This window comes from Roseovarius sp. EC-HK134 (genome assembly GCF_902498815.1).
Lineage (GTDB): Bacteria > Pseudomonadota > Alphaproteobacteria > Rhodobacterales > Rhodobacteraceae > Roseovarius > Roseovarius mucosus_A.
Map to the genome: position 1 here is coordinate 3,297,614 of NZ_LR701544.1, position 17,498 is coordinate 3,315,111.

A 17,498-nucleotide genomic window follows, 5' to 3' on the forward strand; every position below is an offset into this window, starting at 1 on the left:
ACTGAGAAAGTGAGACCGTGACAGATTTTGCTTCCGTAATCCTTGCGGGCGAACGGGATGACCGCGACGCCCTGCGCGACGAAACCGGTGTGGCGTGCAAGGCGTTGCTCGATATCGGCGGCACGCCGATGATCCGCCGCGTGATTGACGCGCTGCGCTCTGCGCAGTCGATTGGCACGATCCATCTTAGCGGCCCGACCGAGGCCTGTGTTCAAAGCGATGCCGGGCTGGCGGGATTGGTGGCACGCAAAGAGGTCGCTTGGGTTGCCTCTGGCCCATCCCCCAGCACCAGCGCGCATCAGATGCTCAGCCGCTTTCCCGGCAGTCAGCCGGTCATGATCACCACTGCCGATCATCCGCTTTTGACCGGTGAAATCGTTGATCATTTCTGCGGGGGCGCAGCAAAGAGTGGCTGCGACGTGGTGATTGGTCTGGCCCCCTATGATTTGGTGCGCGCGACCTACCCTGAATTGAAAAAGACCGTCTTGCGGTTCCGCGATGGCGGTTATTGCGGCTGCAATCTCTTTGGCTTTCTGACCGAGGACGGGCGCCGGGTGGCGGATTTCTGGCGGCAGGTCGAGAAAGACCGCAAAAAGCCGCTGGTGGTGATCCGGCTTTTGGGGCTGTGGTCGCTCTTGAGCTATCGCATGGGCTGGCTCACGCTGGATCGCGCACTTGCGCGCCTGTCACGTCGGGTGGGCGTGCGCATCGGTGTGGTCATCCTGCCCTATGCCCATGCCTCGGTCGATGTGGATTCCGTGTCGGATTACGTGCTGGTGCAGCAATATAGCGCCGAGGGGCGCGGCGGGGCGTAGGGGTGATTTTATAGTTCAGGCGTTGGCCCCAACCGTCCCGCGCGGCTCATCGCGAGGGGTCTACCCTCTCACACCTCGTTATACCCAAACACCGGGTCCAGCTTGTCCTCAACCAGCGCATCGACCACCTCTACCTCTTCGGGCGTGAAATAATCGCGATAGCCGCCAACCTTGCCGCGCCGCACCTTAAACGAGTCGGGGTTGCTCTCATCCCCCGGCTTGACGCGCTGACCGCTGCCGCGCATGCCCTCATTCGACGCCTCACGCTTTTTCATGTTTTCATAGGCAGCATAGTCTTTGGCCGCCTCGATATGCGCCGGGTCAGGATCAACGCCGGTAAAGCTGACGACCTGCCGCAGCACCTCGGCCGGGTCACGGCGTAAATCCTCGTAGCGCACCACCAACACATCCTCGCCCAAGCTGGGCAAGGACCGCGCCCAGGCATTGAACGCCGCGACAATGCGCGGGATGCCGCAATCAGGATTGCGCACAAAGTCATAGATCGCCACCTCGCTGCCATGGGCGGGATAGGCGTTCAGGGCCTTCTTGCGGGGGCGCATGCGATAGCTCCACTGGAAATATTGCGAGACCGCCACATCGCGTGGATCGCGCACCAAGAGCACCAGCTTCTTGCCGCGATACTGATCCAGATCGTCACCATGGTTGAAATGGTCGCGGATGTAATTGTTGTGGCTAAACAAAACCTTGGGCGCGGCTGGGTTCAGAGCGTGGAAATTGTCGAATTCCAGCATATACTCGGTCTCAAGCCCGTAATGCAGCTGATAGAACCGCGACAGCATCACGCGAAACCAAGTGCGCCCACTTTTTCCCCAAGACACCAGCGCCCAATCGGCCTCTTGCAGCTTGGCATTCTCCTGACGCCCGCGCAGGCGGCGTTCCAGCGCGATTTTCTGGCCCTTGGGCAAAAAGAACAGGGCAGAGAGAATGAGGTGACGCGCGGCCACGTCCCGGATCTCGCGATAGGATAAATTGGTCATGTTGGGCATTCTGGTCAGGGATCGGGGTTTCTTGCGGTCCTCATAGAGGGTATCGCTCGGTCTTTGTATGGGTAATTTTGACCCGTGTCGCATCCGGCGTGATTCCGCGCCATCGCGCAACAACAAGGGAGAGGCCTGTGCAGCCCAGCACCACATCGCAAGAGCCAAAGGTCTGGTGTCTCTTGGGGCGCAAAGCGGGCGATAACACGCAGGTCTTGGCCTTGGCCCATGCGCTTGGCTGGCCGATGGAGGAAAAGTTGATCCTCGCGCGTGGTTGGGAACTTGTTCCGCATCTCCTGTTGCGGGTCACGCTCTTGGGGATCGACCAACATGCATCCAGCCCACTGACCGCGCCTTGGCCCGATCTGGTGATCAGCGCTGGCCGCCGCAACGAGCCGGTGGCGCGTTGGATCAAGCGGCAATCGGGGGGGCGCACAAAGCTGGTGCATCTGGGCCGTCCTTGGGCACCGGTTGAGAGCTATGATCTGATCGTCAGCACGCCGCAGTATTTCCTGACGCCCGGTCCCACGGTCCTGATCAATCCTCTGCCTTTGCACCAATTCACCCGTGCTGGCGTGGATCAAGCCGCGACGGCGGCAACCACGGCACTGGCCCATATGCCACGCCCCTATACGACCGTGCTGATTGGCGGGGACAGTGGGCCGTTTGTCTTTACCCCAGACAAGGGGCGGCTTTTGGCACAAGGGGTGAATCGCCTGATCCGCCAGACCGGTGGCACCGCATTGGTCAGCGGCAGCCCCCGCACCCCGCCCGCCGTGGCCGAGGCGATCAGCGCCGCCCTTGATGTGCCGGCCCAGTGCTATTGGTGGCACAATCGCGACAAGGCCGCGCCCAATCCCTATTCGGCCTATCTCGGCCTTGCGGATCGCTTTGTGGTGACCGGCGAGAGCATGTCGATGCTGGCTGAGGCCGCAAGCCTTGGTCGCCCGCTCTATATCTTTGATCCGGGTGATGCGCCGGGGTCTTGGTGGTCGCATGCGCATAACTTGCGTCCAAAACCGCTGAGCCACGCGCTTGCCATGCGATTTGCCCCGCGCCGGATGCGCCGCGATGTGTCGCGCATCCAAAAGGCACTGGTGGAGGCGGGGCAGGCCCGCTGGTTAGAGGACGCGCCAGAGTTGATAGCCACAGGCGAGACTTGGGCAAAGAAAATGCGCCCCGACCCATCGGTCGGAGCGCATGTTGCGGCGGAACGTATCCGCGCGCTGTTTTGAACGCCTAAGCGCTTAGGCGGCCTTGGCCAGATTGCCGGTGCTCAGCGGATGCGCCGGTGCGGGCGGCAGGCTGGGCACGCGCGCGATCACGTCCAACGCATCGTGGCGCACGTGGTTGTCTTTCATCTCCTGACGCAGGAACTCTTCCGTCAGCTTGCCTTGCTCGACGCATTCCTTGACCAGACCCCAAAAGAAATTCTCTTGGTTCTTGTCGGGATGCTCTTTGTAGTTGCCCATCAGGCCGTATTCGCCAAAAATCTTGCGGCGCAGACGCAGCACCCATGCGGCTGGCGGGAACAGGCGGAACCGCTCTGCGGGGCGCCAATCCACCGGCAGGCCGGTTTTCCATGGCTGGGTTTTGCGGCGGGTGGTGTGCAGCATTTTGGTGTCGGTGGTGAACTTGTCGAAATCGTTCCACTCGTTTTCGATGAACTCCAGCGTGGTGGGGTCCTCGTTGCGCAGACCGATCCAGCGGGAATAGTCGTGGTCGCCATCGAACATGGCGTTGAACTGTTCCTCAACCTTCCAATGCTTTAGCTTTGCGCAATCGAGCAGCATCACAGAGCTGGCATAGGCCTTGTCGATCAGGCCCTTGGTGCCCGAACGCATACGCGCCATCACGGCTTTGCCCTTCATGTCGCGGTTCAGCAGTTCCCAGATATCGGCGCAGGCGAATACGTCGGGGTCGATGACCACGGCGCGGCCCTCATAGCCCATCAACTCGGGCGGCATAAAGCGGGTGGGGGTAAAGGATTGCAGATCCTCGTTCAACCAAACCCGCTTAACGCCGTCGCGCATATATTCCTGACCTTCACGGGCAAGGAAGAAGGGGTAATCGCGGCTGTTGACGATATGCACCTCGAATTTGTCATTGTTGGTGGAGTAGCGACGCAGCGCGTGTTCCGCGACGATGGCGCCGACAATCTGCTTGTGGTTCGTCTGGATGAATACAGCGTGTTTCATGATGAGTGATCCGCAACCTCGGTTTTTTGTTCTGAGCGGCTCTATACAGCAGAATTTGCAGAGACGCCATGTCCAGAAACACAATTAAAACTGTCATGTATTGATCTGGATCAGAGAATAGCCCCAATCTTACACGTTTGTAACTGAACCTGATCGCGATACGCGGGTTCTCGCCCATCGCGCCAGCGTTAGCGGAACACACCCCGTCGATAAAGCTGCCGCATAAAGCCCCAGATATGGATCAGGGGGCGGCGGCGCACCTTGTCGGGGATTTCGACCACTTGGCCGGAATGGCGCGAGAGTTTCCACGCAAGGTAATCAAGGCCGCCTTCAAAGGTGAACAGCCCCTTGATGAGCCGCGCCACCGACAGCGCCTTGCCCTGCACCCGGCGCAGCGCCCAGAGGATGGGTGCAAGGCGGCGTGCGCGGGGCGATACGTTGCTGCGATACCTCGGCGCGCCCTCCGCCCCTTGCTCAAGCTGCAAGACATCCGCCATACGCGGCAAGAGCGCCTGCGTCATCGCCGTGAAGAAGCTCCGCCCATGCCCCGCCAACTCTGCCGCGCGGCCCTGCTTTTCGGCACGCAATTCCGTGGCATAGCTCAGCGCCAGCGCGCCTTGCCAGAGCGCCTCGACCGATCCCTCGGGTGGCAAGGCGGGCAGGGCGCGGCGCAAGAGCGTTTCGCCCGCGCGCAAAAATGCGGCGTGAAGGCGCGTTTCCACATCCTGTGATTGACACCAGATTGGTTTGACCGGCTGTGCAAACCGCCCCCAGAGATAGGATTGAAACCAGCCGGGGCCGGTGCCGCGTTCAAACTGCCGCAGACTGAGGACCGCATATTTGCAGCGCACCGTGTCGGAGCCCAGAGGCGCCTCCAAGTAATAGACATTGGGCGGCAAGAGCCGACCGCCCAGCCGCAGCCAGAGGCGGGGTTCGGCCTTGGGCGTGCTCTCGACCAGCACGTAGAAATCCACCAGCCCATCCAGCAGATTGGCGCTGCGCAGGCACGATCCATACAGGATCACCGCCTGCAACCCATCGCCAAAGCGTGCGGTCAACGCCGTCATCAGCGCGCGCAATTCCGCAGAGCTGTCTAAGGTCGGGCCGTCCGGGGTGGGATACTGCGCGCCGGTCATGGATCTGTGCTGCCTTGCATCGGGTGGTGCCCGCCGTTCTATACGCGCTTGAGGCGCGCGCCAACTGCCCGCGCCTATTTCGGGCGCAGGAACCGGATGGGCCCTTCTGCGCCGATCACCAGCGGCACATCGCCCCCGGCTGTGGCAAACAGCTCGCCATCAAGGTTCAATTCGCCGTCAAAGCGCAATTCGATCCGCGCACCACGAAAGCTTTCATAGCCATTTTCTGCGGTGACATGCCGGTTGGGATGCCCGCGCAGCACCGAGGGAAAGGCGCGGGCAAACCGCGCTGCACCGCCCCGGATTGCGGTCAGGCCAATAGGGGCCTTTTGCTTGGCCCAGAAGGGCCGGATACCCAGAAACAGCCGCCCCAGCGTGCTGGCCACAAGGATCAGCATCGGGGCTGCGTCGCGGGTCACAGGCGTGGGCGCGCCATCCTCAACCCGCAACGCCACATGGGTCGGCTGATAGAATCTCGGGTCTTGGCGGATAAGACCCCAGACCGAGCGGATCAAGATGATGCCAAGGCTGATCTCGCCGCCCAGCCCGCGCGAATGCACGGTCTTATGGGCAAAGCGCGTGGCCTGCATGATCGCCCCGGTGCCCAGAAACATGCCGTGCCGGATATGGCCATCCGCAGCGCCTGTTACCCGCATGATATGGCGCGCGCGAATATCCCCCGAAAGGGGCGCGCCGCGATCAAGCCAGCGAAAAAACCGCTTCAACGCCCGCCGATGCGAAGAGGCGGTGCCAATATCCCCCGCCGTCATATTGGCGGTGCCGCCGGGCAAAAGCACGATCAGCGGCAGGCTCTCCCGCGGCCAATGGGTTAGGATCATGCCCAGAGCGGCGGCAATCGTGCCGTCGCCGCCATTGATTACCACCACATCGGGCCGTGAGGCGGCCAGTTGCGGCACCAGCGCTTCGGCCTCTTGGGGCGAGCGGGTTACGTGATGGGCAACCTGCGGATAGGCCGCGAGCCGCGCCTCGATATGCGCCTGCCATTTGCGGTTATTGCCGCTGGTGGGGTTGCTGATCATGCATATGCGGGTCGTGCTCATGTCAGCGCCCCAACAAGAGCGGATCAATCCGCGCAAGGATACGCGCCACATCGGCATCGGTGGCCGACAGGGCAGGGCGGTCGCCCATTCTGGCATCCTGACCCTCGCCCATCCATTTGGCCAGCCCGCGATCAATCAGGATCTGGTGAAACCGGGGGAAGTGCCGGGTTTGTTGCAGCATCCGCAAATGATAAAGCCCACGCGCCAGTGCGAGGCGCAGCCGCTCGGCAGGCCCTGCATTGCGGCGCGCCTGAAACATCCACGCCGCCGCGCGCCTGCGGGCATCGTCAAGCTTGCCCAAGGGACCAAAGGGTAGGGGCACGATTTCCAGCGCCTTTCCAAGCCGCGCCACCTCGACCAGCATAGAAATACTGTCGCCGGTCACAACAAAGCGGTCCGCCAGCGCCAAAAGGCCGGTATAGGGGTTTTCACTGTCGGGTTGGGTCCAGTCAAAGCGCTGCACGCCCTGAGGTAGCCCAGCAGTTACGCGGTCAAGAAACCCTGCGGGTGTGCGGCGCGACCCGACGATATAGGGCGTGCCGCCCTCGGACAGCACCTGTGCCATCCGTGCGCGCAGCCGCGCCTCCATCTCTGCGTTATAGATAAAGGGGCTGGTCGGCCCACCGATGAGAAACACCACCAGTGGCCGGGGTAAAGCGCCCAAGCGCTCTTGCCACGCCTTGCGCCCCGCCTCCAGCCGCTCGGGGCTGATCTTCATCAAAGGCAGGTCGATCTGCATCACGTTCTCAAAGGGCGCGGGCAGGGTTTCGGCACTGGTCACGATCAGGTCAAACTGCGCCATCTGATGCGAGAACCAGCCCGCAGGCTTGCCCACCAGCACGATCCGCGTGCGCCCGCCCGATTGCTTCTTGATCCAGAGCGCCACATTGGCCGGACGCCGCCCACGCGTCAGGATCACATCTGGCCAAGGCGGCTCGATCGGATCGCTCAGGCTCTGGTCAATGTGATAAAGCGTGGGGCCGACGCGCGGTTTGCCCACCACGAATTTCGGCAGCATTTCGAGGTGCCGCAGTTCCGACACCCAGCCGCGTTCCCGCGCCAGCGCTTCGGCGACAATCTCGACTTGCGCATTGTCGCCGCGCTTGTCCCCCAGAACCCGCCAGATGCGGGGCATCGCGTCAGGCTGGCTCATTCCGCCGGTTTGTCCGCATTTGCCGTGGCCGCATAGCGATAAACCGGATCAAGCCGTGCCTCGACCAGCGCGTCGATCACTGCCACTTGAGCATCGTCGAAATAGTCGCGATACCCGCCCACCTTGGCGCGCCGCGTCTTGTAGCTGTCGGGGTTGCTTTTATCGCCGGGGGCCACGCGCGCGCCACTCAGGCGGAAACTGCTGTCAGCCTCTTTCTTTTTCATATTCTCGAACGAGGCATAATCCACCGCCTCTTGGATGGCGGCGGCATCGGCGGGAATGTCCAGAAACTGCGCCACCTCGGTCAGAACCGTGTGGGGATTGGCGCGCATATCCTCATACCGAATGAGGCAGAGCGCGCGCATCTTGTCCATTTCCCGCGCCCAAAGGTTCATAAAGTCGATGATCTTTGGCAGGCCGCCGCCCTCATGCAGGACGAAATCATAGATCGGCGTTTCATCGTCATGGGCCGGGTATTCATTCAGCGCCTTTTTCTCCGACGGCATCCGATAGCGCCATTGAAAGAATTGCGACACCGCCACATCGCGCGGGTCGCGCATCATCAACAGAACCTTCTTGTCGTAGAAATCCGCCTTGTTGTCGGTGTTTCCGGTGAAATCACCGATGTAATTGTCATGGGTAAAGAACAGACGCGGCGCGCGCCGGTCCATGTTGTGAAAATTGTCGAACCCGATCAAAATATCCTCGGGCAGGTCATAAACCTGTTGATAGAGCCGCGAAATCATCACCCTCAGCCATGTGCGCCCACTTTTGCCAAAGGATACAACCACCGCATCGGCGCGTTGCAGGCTGGCGAATTGCTCGCGCCCGCGCATGTGGCGTTCGGCGCGGATACGCTCGTCTTGATCTGCGCCTGTCATGTCCATCTTGAGCTTGAGCAGGCGGCGGCTGGCCTTGCGCCAGACAACCTTGCTGGCCTCGGGAAAGGAGGCACGGAGAAGGCGGAGGGTGTCACGCATGGTCTTGGGCCTTTTCTGCCGGTGTCGCGGGGGGATGTGCCACCATGACCGGTTTTGGGGGTCGCATACCCATTCTACGTCCGATTTGCCATATCAAAAGCATCACTGCGTCAGCGGAGCCTTGCTCAGAACCAGATCCGCGATGGTGGGGCCGAACAGGCGCTCGCCACAGGGACTAAAGTGATCCACATCCCAAAAGGTCAGGCAATCGCCCTGTAACAGCGCGTCAGGCCCGAAATCGAGCGCGTCAAGCAACGACAGGTAACGATACGCAGTCTGCCCCTCGGCCTCGGATTTGAGCCGCGCTTCAAGCCGGTCGAAATGCGCCAAGGCCACGGGATTGAACTGTAGCCGCTCGGTGCTGTAATTTCCGGGATTGCTCAGGTCCACCCGTGCCTCGGCAAAGGGGCCAAGCCAGACCACATCCAGCCCCTCGGGCAGCTTTGCCAGATAGGCCGAGGTCAGGGTCACATTCTCTTCGGCAATCCGTCCCTCGGTGCCCGGCTCAAAGGCTGCATCACTGTCGCCCTCGTTGCGGTGGTCAAGGATGTAATGCGAGCCTGAGACGTGAAAGACCACCTGCGCCACCGCGTCGCGATAGGTGGTCAAAAAGGGGATCGCCGCCTCGTAAGAGCATTTGGCCTTGTATTGATAGGGGCGACAGCCGCCACGCGTCAGACCAACCAAAAACGGAAACCGCTCAGTGCTGCGCAGGGCGTTGTAAACATTCTCGGCATGAGAATCCCCAAGGATAAATACCCCCGGCCCATGCCGCGCGGCGCAGTCTTGCAACCGCGTGCCAAACTCCTCTGTCAGCTCTTCATCGCGGAACCGGCAGCCGTCATCGGCCACGCGCGAGCGGGTCGCGGTCGGGCTATACCTCTCGTAATTGGCGCGGGTGACGGGATCGAGCCGGTGCTCAAGGTAATGCGCGCGAAATCCGTCGGTTTCCTGCCCCAAAAGGCCCAGACCGCCCAGAACCACCATACAGGCAGCCGCAGTGCCAAAAAGGCGCAGGGGCGGCAGCGCGTGCATGCGCCGGAACGGTCGCTCGACATAGCGCCAACTCAGGCAGGCCAGCGCAAAGGCCAGCGCGCAGGCGGCCAGCATGAGCCACAGGTCTTCTCGCCCGGTGCCGATGCGTGTGAACACCAGCGCTGGCACATGCCAAAGATAGAGCGAATAGCTGACCAGCCCGACAAAGACGACCGGACGCCAGCCCAAAACCTGCCCGGTCAGGCTCTGCCCTTTGGCAAAGGCGATGACCAATGCCGCGCCCACACAGGGCAAGAGCGCGGCAAGCCCCGGAAACGCGGTTTCGGTGTCATAGGTGAACACAGCCCAGAGAATGAGCGCCAGACCCAACAGCGCGCCATGCCGAAACCGCCCGCCATCGCGCAGGGCGGCCCCCTGCGGCGTGGTCAGCCAATAGGCAATCAGAACGCCCACCAACAATTCCCACAGCCGAGCATAAAGCAGGAAAAAGGCGCGCGCTTCATTGCCCCGCGCAATCTGCCATTGCGCCAGCGCAAGACTGAGGAGCGCCACGGCCATGAAAATGCGGACCTGCCATTTTGCCCCCGCCCGCCATGTGAGCAGCACCGCCATGGGGAAGATCAGGTAGAACTGTTCCTCGACCGACAGGCTCCAATTATGCAAAAGCGGTTTGAACTCTGCCGCCGTCGCAAAATAGCCGCTGACCTCAAGGAAATAGACATTGGCGAAAAACACGGTTGAGGCGGCGATACTGCCGGAAAATTCGGCCATCGCCGAAGGGTCCAGCAGCGCCCAGGCAATGGGATAGCTGACCGCCATCATCACAAAAAGCGCCGGAAAAATGCGCCGAATACGGCGGCCATAAAATCCGGTGAGCGTAAAGTTGCCCGCGGCACGCTCGCTCAGGATAATCGACGTGATCAGATAGCCGGAGATCACAAAGAACACATCGACGCCGACAAACCCGCCGGGAAACCACGTAACGCCCGCGTGATAAAATACGACCGGCAAGATCGCTATCGCACGCAAACCGTCGATTTCGGGGCGATACTTCATGATGAACGCACTCGGCACACGTCGGGATTTTCAGTCACTGGCGAGGATCAGGCCATCCGCTCGACGGTCTGGTATTCTTTCTTGCGGTTCTTGGCGAAGCCGAACTTCTTCTTGCGCCCCGTCGCGGTCGAGGTGATCAGCCGGTAAGAGACATCCGTGTGCCGCATGGCGATCCCGTGAAACAAACCGGCCCACCATTCGGGGGATTTGACCGTGCAATGCACATTCTGCCCATTAGGCAGTACCTTGACCGCCGGATAGCAGGCGACATTGGCGTAAAGAAACTTGCGCGCATAGCCAAACATTTCTTCGACGATCCACGGCACATCGGGCGTGGTGATATGTTCCAGCACATCGGTGCAGATCACCCCATCATACTGCCGGTCGGGCAATTCCTTGAACGGTTCATGACCCGGGTCATAGCAGCGGATATCGGTCACGCCCCAATAGTCCTGAATGCTGGGCACCGTTAGCTCTTTGGTCAGCGCCACATCGCGCAGGTCATATCCAACAGCCTTGCCCGCGCCGTAATCCAGAATATCCGCCGCGCCGGTTCGGTCGATCATCTCTTTGATACCGGGCGCGTGGCGGATCAACATTTTACCGGGAAAGGTCTGGGTGCCGGATTTTCCAGCCGCCGCTTCGCCCTCTTCGTGCAGCCTCTCATACATGGCGACCATGTCGAGATACTCGGGGCTGGGGTTGCCGCGTCCGTAAGAGGTCATGCTGTCTGTCCGTTCTTGCAAAAGGAGGGTTCGTCGAGATTTTGACGCCCTCTTAATCGCTAAGGCGCGACGTTTCGACATTAAAATTGTCGCGGGGGGGGCAAAAGTAGCGGGGCCGCGTGTTTTTTTGCAAAGTTTCGTCTGGTTTTTCTACGCTTCTCGATCATTCGGCCTAATTCATATGTCAGGAATAAACCTTAAGAAAACCATCAGCTGCGCGAGTGGCTGTGATTAAATCTGCGGGAAATCAAAGGCTTGCATGCCGCTTGACACCTGTTGGAACTCTCCACGCCTTCCACGTTCTGGAAACGCTGCGTCTTTATGCGCTGAATTGCGCCGCCGAGAGCCCTCACTGGAAGTAAAAGATACATAATAAATGTCCCTTAAAGGCTGATCCACCCCGCACATTTGGAACGATTTTTGCAGCACTTGTTGAGGACCCACCCCATAAGGATAGGTTCCCGACAAGAGAAATATAAACTACCGGTTGTATTCATTGTTGTGTGTCATTGGTAATCCGGTGTTTTAGACCGTTTAGGATGATTGAATGATACGAGTTGTAGATCAAACGGACCGGAATTCGGGCACCACGGTCACGCCCGAAATGTTCGGCACCAACCTCACGATCACCACCAATATTTCCTTGCGGGACAAGGTGATCGACCGGTTCACAGAGGCGAATATCACCAATTTGCGGTTCCCCGGTGGCTCGATCACCGAAAGCCATTTTGACATTTCCGACATTGCAGGTGGCAGCCACGAGCGCACGGTGGGATCGTTCGAGAATAGCGGCGCGCTTGATCTGATCGCCTTTTCCGACTTTCTCGATTTCACCGCCACGCTTGGCACCAGCACAACCTTTGTTATTCCCACCTCGGTGGGCTTCACACAAACCGCCGGCGAGGCGCTGTTGGCGGGCACCTATGGCGGCCGGCTTGTGTCCGCGAGCTATCTTCAGGATGTGGCCGATTTCGTCACGATGGCGGTGCAAAGTGCGGCGGCGGCAGGTGTGCGGATCGACGCCTTTGAGATTGGCAATGAATTCTGGGGCTCGGGGCGTATGACCGCGCATGAATACGGCAGTTTGGCCGCTGCCGTGGCCCAAACGGTCGAGACAACGTTGTTCGATCTAGACCTTGTTCGCGCAAAGCAACCTGACATCGTGGTGCAAACCCTCAGTGCTGCGGGCGTCTATTCGCCAAATGGCGGCGGCGTGCTGTATGTCGATCCCCTCACACGGTTTGTGTATCAGCCAAGTCAGATTGGTGATGCGGGCGTGCCGCCGCTCTCACAGCTCACGCAGGTTGCCGTGCCCTCGCAAGGGAACGCCAGAACCCAGAACACCACGATCCTTTCGGCTTTCGCGCAAGAGTCGATGTTGGTGCAGGCCGCAAATGGCGGAATTTTCTCGATCGACGTGTCAGATGCAGCCAATGCAATCGACGCTGTCAGCGAGCACTATTACCTCGATGGTGGTTTGGGGGCCGTCGATACGCAGGAACAATTCGGCTTTACCCAGCTTGAGTTCTGGCGGATGAATCTAGGCAACCGCAGCGCGGCCTTGCCGGAACTCGATTACTACATCACCGAGTGGAACGTAAGCCGCACAGGCGACGTGAACGAGGCAAACAATCGCGGCCTGCAACACGCAATCCTTGATGTCGCCATGTTCTACGAGATGGTAACGCATGACGTGACCACCGCGCATTACTGGCCCTCGCTCTTCAACAACAGCCGCTCCGTCACGCTGGTCTGCACCTGTCGCGGGCATCTCACCATCGCAGGAGAATCGTATTCCCTCTTGCACAAAGCCGTTGGAATGACCCCGGTTCTGGATTTTCTCGAAGCGGATAACATCACGATCCACGGGTTCGAGAACGGCCCAGAGTCGTTCTTCATCCTGGCCGATCTAAGCGGCACAGCCACAGACAAGACACTTGATTTCAGCGCCGTGCTCGATCCCTCCGCGACGCTCTATCGCGTGTCCTATAGCGAGCTATGGGATGGCGGGGCCGGGGGACAGGACGAAGAAGCCGCACAGGTCGTGCTGGAAACTGAGTTTGTCGATCTGATTTCCGCCGAGGATCTGGAATCCTTTCTTGTGACCATGCAGGCTTGGTCCCTGGTCTATCTGCATCTTGAGGCGGTCACCGATGGTGTCGCGGCCAAACCCGGACAGGCGAGCCGGACCGTGACTGTCACCGTGGGTGATGACCCGCTCAGCCTTGGCGATATGCCGGGCGAAGAGGATCATCATACCAATGTCAAAGGGCCACGGTTCATTCTCAATGGCGGCGCAGGCGATGACACGCTCAATGGCGGGGCTGGCGATGACCGCCTCATCGGCGGCTTGGGCGATGACCTGATGCTTGGCGGTATCGGGGACGACGTGGCCGTGTTTGAAGGTGTCACCTTTGATACGGTGGCGTTCAGCCTGACGCCCGGTGGGCTGCGCGTTGTCTCTGCGCTTGGGATTGACGACCTGACAGATGTCGAATGGATGGAATTCGCGGATCAGACGGTGTCTGTGGCTGAGGTGCGCGTCGCGATGCTAGGGTTTCCGGGCGATTTCGTAATGGCGGGTGACGCGGGCGAAATGCTGTTCGGCACAGACTCGGACGATACTCTGATCGGCGGCGACGGCGATGATATAATTTCGGGGGGCTTGGGCAATGACAGTCTCGATGGCGGCGCAGGCAATGACAGGATTTCCGCCTCTGATGGCAATGATTTCATACTGGGTGGCCCCGGAAACGATGATATCGGCGGTGGTCCGGGCAATGACACCATCAACGGCGGCGAGGGCGATGACATTATTGGCGGCGGCTTTGGGGCGGATAGCATCTTGGGCGGCGACGGCAATGACGTGGTCGCAGGGGGGGCGGACAATGACACGCTCTCGGGCGGCGCAGGCAATGACAGCATATCGGGCAGCTTTGGCAGTGATCTGATCTTTGGCAATGATGGCGCGGATGACATCGGCGGCGGCACCGGTCAGGACACCATCAACGCAGGCGCAGGCGATGACAGCGTGGGCGGCGGCGAGGGCAATGACAGCATCCTTGGCGAAGACGGCAACGATTTTCTCGCCGGGGGCGGTCGCGATGACACGATCATCGGCGGCACTGGCGATGACACGATCAACGGCGGCTCGGGCAGTGATCGCATGAGCGGCGGTGCCGGCGCGGATCAATTCGTGTTCTCGTCCTTTTTCGATGGCGAGGTGGATGTGATCACCGATTTCGAAGATGGCTTGGACAGCTTTTTCATCCGCCGGTTTGATCCCGACACCGGGGTTGAGAATATCACCAACGGCGGCAATGGTCTTGTCGGCTTCCTTGCGGCGCTGAGCATCACCGACACCGCAGCGGGCGCAGAGATGAACGTCAATGGCAACACGATCCTTGTCGAAGGCATCACCGCCGCACAGCTGACGCTTGAGGATTTCCAGTTTCTTTAATGGTTCTCGCGCTAAGCCACTGCATCAGAGCGCCCAAGGGCGCTCTTTTGGTATCAACAACATTGGCCCACGCAAGGGCATAGATTTCATAGCTTGAAACTGGCGGCATTCGGTTTTACCGAACGCGTAAAGCGTTGGTGGGTGAGGTCATGAATCTTTTTACGATTAACGGTTTCGCGGCGCGTATTGATGGCATCTTTGTACTCCCGAATGGCACACTCTCGGTCCTGGCTGGGAATTTCCGAACGGTGTCGCTGGAACTCTCCGTGCCAGCCGATCAATTCTCTTATCGCTTGGCAGAGCCCGCCACCGCCGGAGAGATTCCAGACGTCATCATCAACAACCTCAGCGAGTTTCAGATCGCGCGCCTTGATGGCATTGACCTCAGACTGGATGATAACGCGATTGGTCTGGCGTCTTTAGGGGTGCTTACAGCTACATCCGGCTCTGCTGTCATGCTGTCGTTTTTTAATGTCCGGACCAATGACAATTATTTCTTCCAGTTAGGCACCTCCTCTGTTCCGCAACCCAATGATCTCGAGTCTTTCAGGCAATTTGTCTCCTCCATCCGTGGCGGCAACCCTGTGACCCAAGGGCCATTCGCCCCAAATCAACCCATTGCGCTCAGTGCCTTCGCGAACACAACGGTGTCAGAGCTGTCTGACGACGAGCTTGTGATTGGCACCAACGGTCAAGACCTTCTCACAGGCGACGAAGGGCAGGATACCTTGCTGGGGCTTGACGGCAATGACGTGCTAAACGGCGGCGAGGGCGATGACCTGCTGGACGGCGGCGAAGGTTTCGATACGGCCACTTATAACATTGGCTCGCCGAGCGAGTTTCAGATCACTCTGACTGAGACCGGCTTGCGCCTCGCCTCGCCCTCTGAAGGCGTGGATGATCTGATCAACATCGAGCAGGTCGAATTTGCGGGGCAAACCGTTCTGGTGAGCGACCTGATCGAGGAAATCGTCGGGCGTCCGGGCGTGTTTCTTGTGGCGGCAGAGGGGGGTGATACCCTGATTGGCACTGATGACAACGATACCCTGATCGGGGAACAGGGCCGTGACGGGCTCGCGGGCGGGCCCGGCAACGACACGCTCGAAGGCAACGGCGGCAACGATTCCATTTCCGGCTCGGATGGCAATGACCTGATTTCCGGCGGTGCTGGCAACGACAATATCGGCGGGGGTCAGGGCGATGACACTATCGACGGCGGCAGTGGTGACGATATCATCGGCGGCGGCTTTGGCGCGGATAGCATCACGGGCGGCGCGGGCAATGACGTGGTTGCAGGTGGTGCCGATAGTGACACCCTGTCCGGCGGCGATGGCAATGACAGCGTGTCGGGCAGCTTTGGCAACGACCTGATTTTTGGCAACGGGGGCGCGGATGATATCGGTGGCGGCACCGGGCGCGATACGATTGACGCAGGCGCAGGGGATGATCGCGTGGGCGGTGGCGAAGGCGATGACAGTATCTCGGGCGGTGACGGCAACGACTTTCTCGCTGGTGGCGGCCGTAACGATCTGATCGACGGCGGCGCAGGCAGTGACACGATCAACGCGGGCGCTGGAAATGACACGATCACTGGCGGTGCGGATGCCGATTTGTTCGTCTTTTCGTCCTTCTTTGACGGCGAGGCCGATATCATCACCGATTTCGAGGATGGTTCAGACAGCTTCCTGATCCGCCGCTTCGATCCCGATACCGGCGTTGAGAACATCAACAACGGTGGCAACGGTCTGGCGGGCTTTCTGGCAGCGATGAATATCGTCGATTGGGCGGGCGGCGCGCAGATGACGGTGAATGGCAACACCATCCTCGTTGAGGGGGTCACCGCCGCGCAACTGACGGCGGACGATTTCCAGTTCCTGTGATCGTCAGAGCGCCTTTGGCACGGCCACACCTTCGGCCAGATCCGCAAGCGCAGATTTGAGACGGGGACCGGCGAAATCCAGAAAGGCGCGCAGCTTGGGGGCCATCAGCCGCGCCTCGGGATACACGAGATTAACGGGTTGCGGCGGCAGAGTATGGGCCTGTAACACCGGCACCAGACGCCCCGCCCGAATGTGGCCTGCCACCATATAGGACAGGGTGGGCGTGATGCCCTGACCCAATATTGCCGCGTCGATGGCGGCCACCGCGTCGTTGATTTCCAGACGCGGGGCAAGTGCCACGCTGGCACTGCGCTGCCCGCTGCGATGCCGCCACTCGCGGTTGGGCATCAGCCCGGTAAAGGCGATCACCGCATGGTGGCGCAGGTCCGCAGGGGCAGCGGGCGTGCCGTGTTGCGCCAGATACTCGGGGCTTGCCACCAGAATGCGATGCACCGTACCCAACCGTTTGGCAATCAGCCGCGACTCGGGCAACTCTCCGATGCGAATGGCCAGATCCACGCCTTCCTCGACCAGATTGACCACCCGGTCGAGCAAGAGCACCGAGACCGACACACGCGGATGCGCCACCAAAAAGCTGCCAACCATCGGCCCAAGGGCGGAACGGCCAAACGTCACCGACGCGGTGACCGTCAAATGCCCCTGCGGCGCGGTCGTCTCTCCCATCGCCTCACGCTCTGCGGTGTCAAGATCACCAAGCACGCGCCGCGCGGCACCCAAGAACCGCTCGCCGACATCGGTGATGGTCAGACTGCGCGTGGTTCGCTGAAAGACGCGCGCGCCCAACCGATCCTCAAGCGCGGCAATCGCCCGCGTCACCGCAGGCGGCGACAGGTGCAGGCGCCGGGCCGCACCCGCAAAGCTGCCCGCCTCTGCCACAGCGATGAACACCTCAATCTCGTGCAAACGGTTCATCAATTATTCCTTTCAACGGAATAAAGCATTCCACATTTCATCTATTCTTTCAAATACCATTCTGCCCCACCTTATGCCCAAGCGCGGCACATTGCCTGCGCGCTCTC

General features: G+C 60.3%; 13 protein-coding genes. 4 read left to right on the plus strand and 9 right to left on the minus strand.

Annotation, left to right across the window (positions count from 1 at the left end; genetic code table 11):
- Positions 1 to 17 precede the first annotated feature (17 nt).
- The gene (locus GC127_RS19785) at positions 18 to 815 is read left to right on the plus strand and encodes a nucleotidyltransferase family protein (RefSeq protein ID WP_151979289.1); all 798 of its coding nucleotides are present in this window, start codon (positions 18 to 20) and stop codon (positions 813 to 815) included.
- A 68-nt stretch (positions 816 to 883) separates the two neighbouring features.
- On the opposite strand, the gene GC127_RS19790 is transcribed toward GC127_RS19785, so the two are convergent.
- Positions 884 to 1,813, minus strand: coding sequence for a sulfotransferase domain-containing protein (locus GC127_RS19790; protein WP_254700175.1), 930 nt, complete (start codon positions 1,811 to 1,813; stop codon positions 884 to 886).
- A 137-nt stretch (positions 1,814 to 1,950) separates the two neighbouring features.
- Between GC127_RS19790 and GC127_RS19795 the strand changes: the two genes are divergently transcribed.
- Positions 1,951 to 3,048 carry a mitochondrial fission ELM1 family protein gene (locus tag GC127_RS19795; RefSeq protein WP_254700177.1) on the plus strand — a complete coding sequence of 366 codons (1,098 nt, stop codon included), beginning with the start codon at positions 1,951 to 1,953 and terminating at the stop codon, positions 3,046 to 3,048.
- Positions 3,049 to 3,060: 12 nt separating this feature from the next.
- Here the strand turns inward: GC127_RS19795 and GC127_RS19800 are convergent, their stop codons facing one another.
- The 7 genes from GC127_RS19800 to GC127_RS19830 all read right to left on the minus strand — a co-directional run bounded on the left by GC127_RS19800 (position 3,061) and on the right by GC127_RS19830 (position 11,118).
- Entirely contained in the window at positions 3,061 to 4,011 is a 951-nt protein-coding gene (locus GC127_RS19800; protein ID WP_008280877.1) for a hypothetical protein, read from the minus strand.
- Positions 4,012 to 4,199: 188 nt separating this feature from the next.
- Positions 4,200 to 5,147, minus strand: coding sequence for a hypothetical protein (locus tag GC127_RS19805; protein WP_151979291.1), 948 nt, complete (start codon positions 5,145 to 5,147; stop codon positions 4,200 to 4,202).
- 74 nt (positions 5,148 to 5,221) lie between these two features.
- Complete coding sequence (locus GC127_RS19810; protein WP_254700179.1) at positions 5,222 to 6,208, minus strand: diacylglycerol kinase family protein; 987 nt, start codon at positions 6,206 to 6,208, stop codon at positions 5,222 to 5,224.
- A gap of 1 nt (position 6,209) precedes the next feature.
- Positions 6,210 to 7,361 carry a mitochondrial fission ELM1 family protein gene (locus GC127_RS19815; protein WP_151979292.1) on the minus strand — a complete coding sequence of 384 codons (1,152 nt, stop codon included), beginning with the start codon at positions 7,359 to 7,361 and terminating at the stop codon, positions 6,210 to 6,212.
- Positions 7,358 to 8,341 (minus strand): sulfotransferase domain-containing protein, encoded by a 984-nt coding sequence (locus tag GC127_RS19820; RefSeq protein WP_151979293.1) that lies wholly within the window; start codon positions 8,339 to 8,341, stop codon positions 7,358 to 7,360. Before GC127_RS19820 ends, GC127_RS19815 begins: the two co-directional genes overlap by 4 nt.
- Before the next feature lie 102 nt (positions 8,342 to 8,443).
- Positions 8,444 to 10,393 (minus strand): acyltransferase family protein, encoded by a 1,950-nt coding sequence (locus GC127_RS19825; RefSeq protein ID WP_151979294.1) that lies wholly within the window; start codon positions 10,391 to 10,393, stop codon positions 8,444 to 8,446.
- Positions 10,394 to 10,440: 47 nt separating this feature from the next.
- Complete coding sequence (locus GC127_RS19830) at positions 10,441 to 11,118, minus strand: class I SAM-dependent methyltransferase (RefSeq protein ID WP_008280883.1); 678 nt, start codon at positions 11,116 to 11,118, stop codon at positions 10,441 to 10,443.
- A 547-nt stretch (positions 11,119 to 11,665) separates the two neighbouring features.
- Here GC127_RS19830 and GC127_RS23270 point away from each other — a divergent pair.
- Both GC127_RS23270 and GC127_RS23275 read left to right on the plus strand, forming a co-directional pair.
- Positions 11,666 to 14,578, plus strand: coding sequence for a calcium-binding protein (locus GC127_RS23270; RefSeq protein WP_302848610.1), 2,913 nt, complete (start codon positions 11,666 to 11,668; stop codon positions 14,576 to 14,578).
- A gap of 149 nt (positions 14,579 to 14,727) precedes the next feature.
- The gene (locus GC127_RS23275) at positions 14,728 to 16,458 is read left to right on the plus strand and encodes a calcium-binding protein (RefSeq protein WP_151979295.1); all 1,731 of its coding nucleotides are present in this window, start codon (positions 14,728 to 14,730) and stop codon (positions 16,456 to 16,458) included.
- Positions 16,459 to 16,461: 3 nt separating this feature from the next.
- Here GC127_RS23275 and GC127_RS19845 read toward each other — a convergent pair whose 3' ends face one another.
- Complete coding sequence (locus GC127_RS19845) at positions 16,462 to 17,391, minus strand: LysR family transcriptional regulator (RefSeq protein WP_008280886.1); 930 nt, start codon at positions 17,389 to 17,391, stop codon at positions 16,462 to 16,464.
- Positions 17,392 to 17,498: the final 107 nt, after the last annotated feature.

What these genes read in the sequence shown, in the direction of transcription:
- GC127_RS19790 (WP_254700175.1), bottom strand. Translation starts at nt 1,813, where the DNA reads ATGACCAATTTATCCTATCGCGAGATCCGGGACGTGGCCGCGCGTCAC.
- GC127_RS19800 (WP_008280877.1), bottom strand. Translation starts at nt 4,011, where the DNA reads ATGAAACACGCTGTATTCATCCAGACGAACCACAAGCAGATTGTCGGC.
- GC127_RS19805 (WP_151979291.1), bottom strand. Translation starts at nt 5,147, where the DNA reads ATGACCGGCGCGCAGTATCCCACCCCGGACGGCCCGACCTTAGACAGC.
- GC127_RS19810 (WP_254700179.1), bottom strand. Translation starts at nt 6,208, where the DNA reads ATGAGCACGACCCGCATATGCATGATCAGCAACCCCACCAGCGGCAAT.
- GC127_RS19815 (WP_151979292.1), bottom strand. Translation starts at nt 7,361, where the DNA reads ATGAGCCAGCCTGACGCGATGCCCCGCATCTGGCGGGTTCTGGGGGAC.
- GC127_RS19820 (WP_151979293.1), bottom strand. Translation starts at nt 8,341, where the DNA reads ATGCGTGACACCCTCCGCCTTCTCCGTGCCTCCTTTCCCGAGGCCAGC.
- GC127_RS19825 (WP_151979294.1), bottom strand. Translation starts at nt 10,393, where the DNA reads ATGAAGTATCGCCCCGAAATCGACGGTTTGCGTGCGATAGCGATCTTG.
- GC127_RS19830 (WP_008280883.1), bottom strand. Translation starts at nt 11,118, where the DNA reads ATGACCTCTTACGGACGCGGCAACCCCAGCCCCGAGTATCTCGACATG.
- GC127_RS23270 (WP_302848610.1), top strand. Translation starts at nt 11,666, where the DNA reads ATGATACGAGTTGTAGATCAAACGGACCGGAATTCGGGCACCACGGTC.
- GC127_RS23275 (WP_151979295.1), top strand. Translation starts at nt 14,728, where the DNA reads ATGAATCTTTTTACGATTAACGGTTTCGCGGCGCGTATTGATGGCATC.
- GC127_RS19845 (WP_008280886.1), bottom strand. Translation starts at nt 17,391, where the DNA reads ATGAACCGTTTGCACGAGATTGAGGTGTTCATCGCTGTGGCAGAGGCG.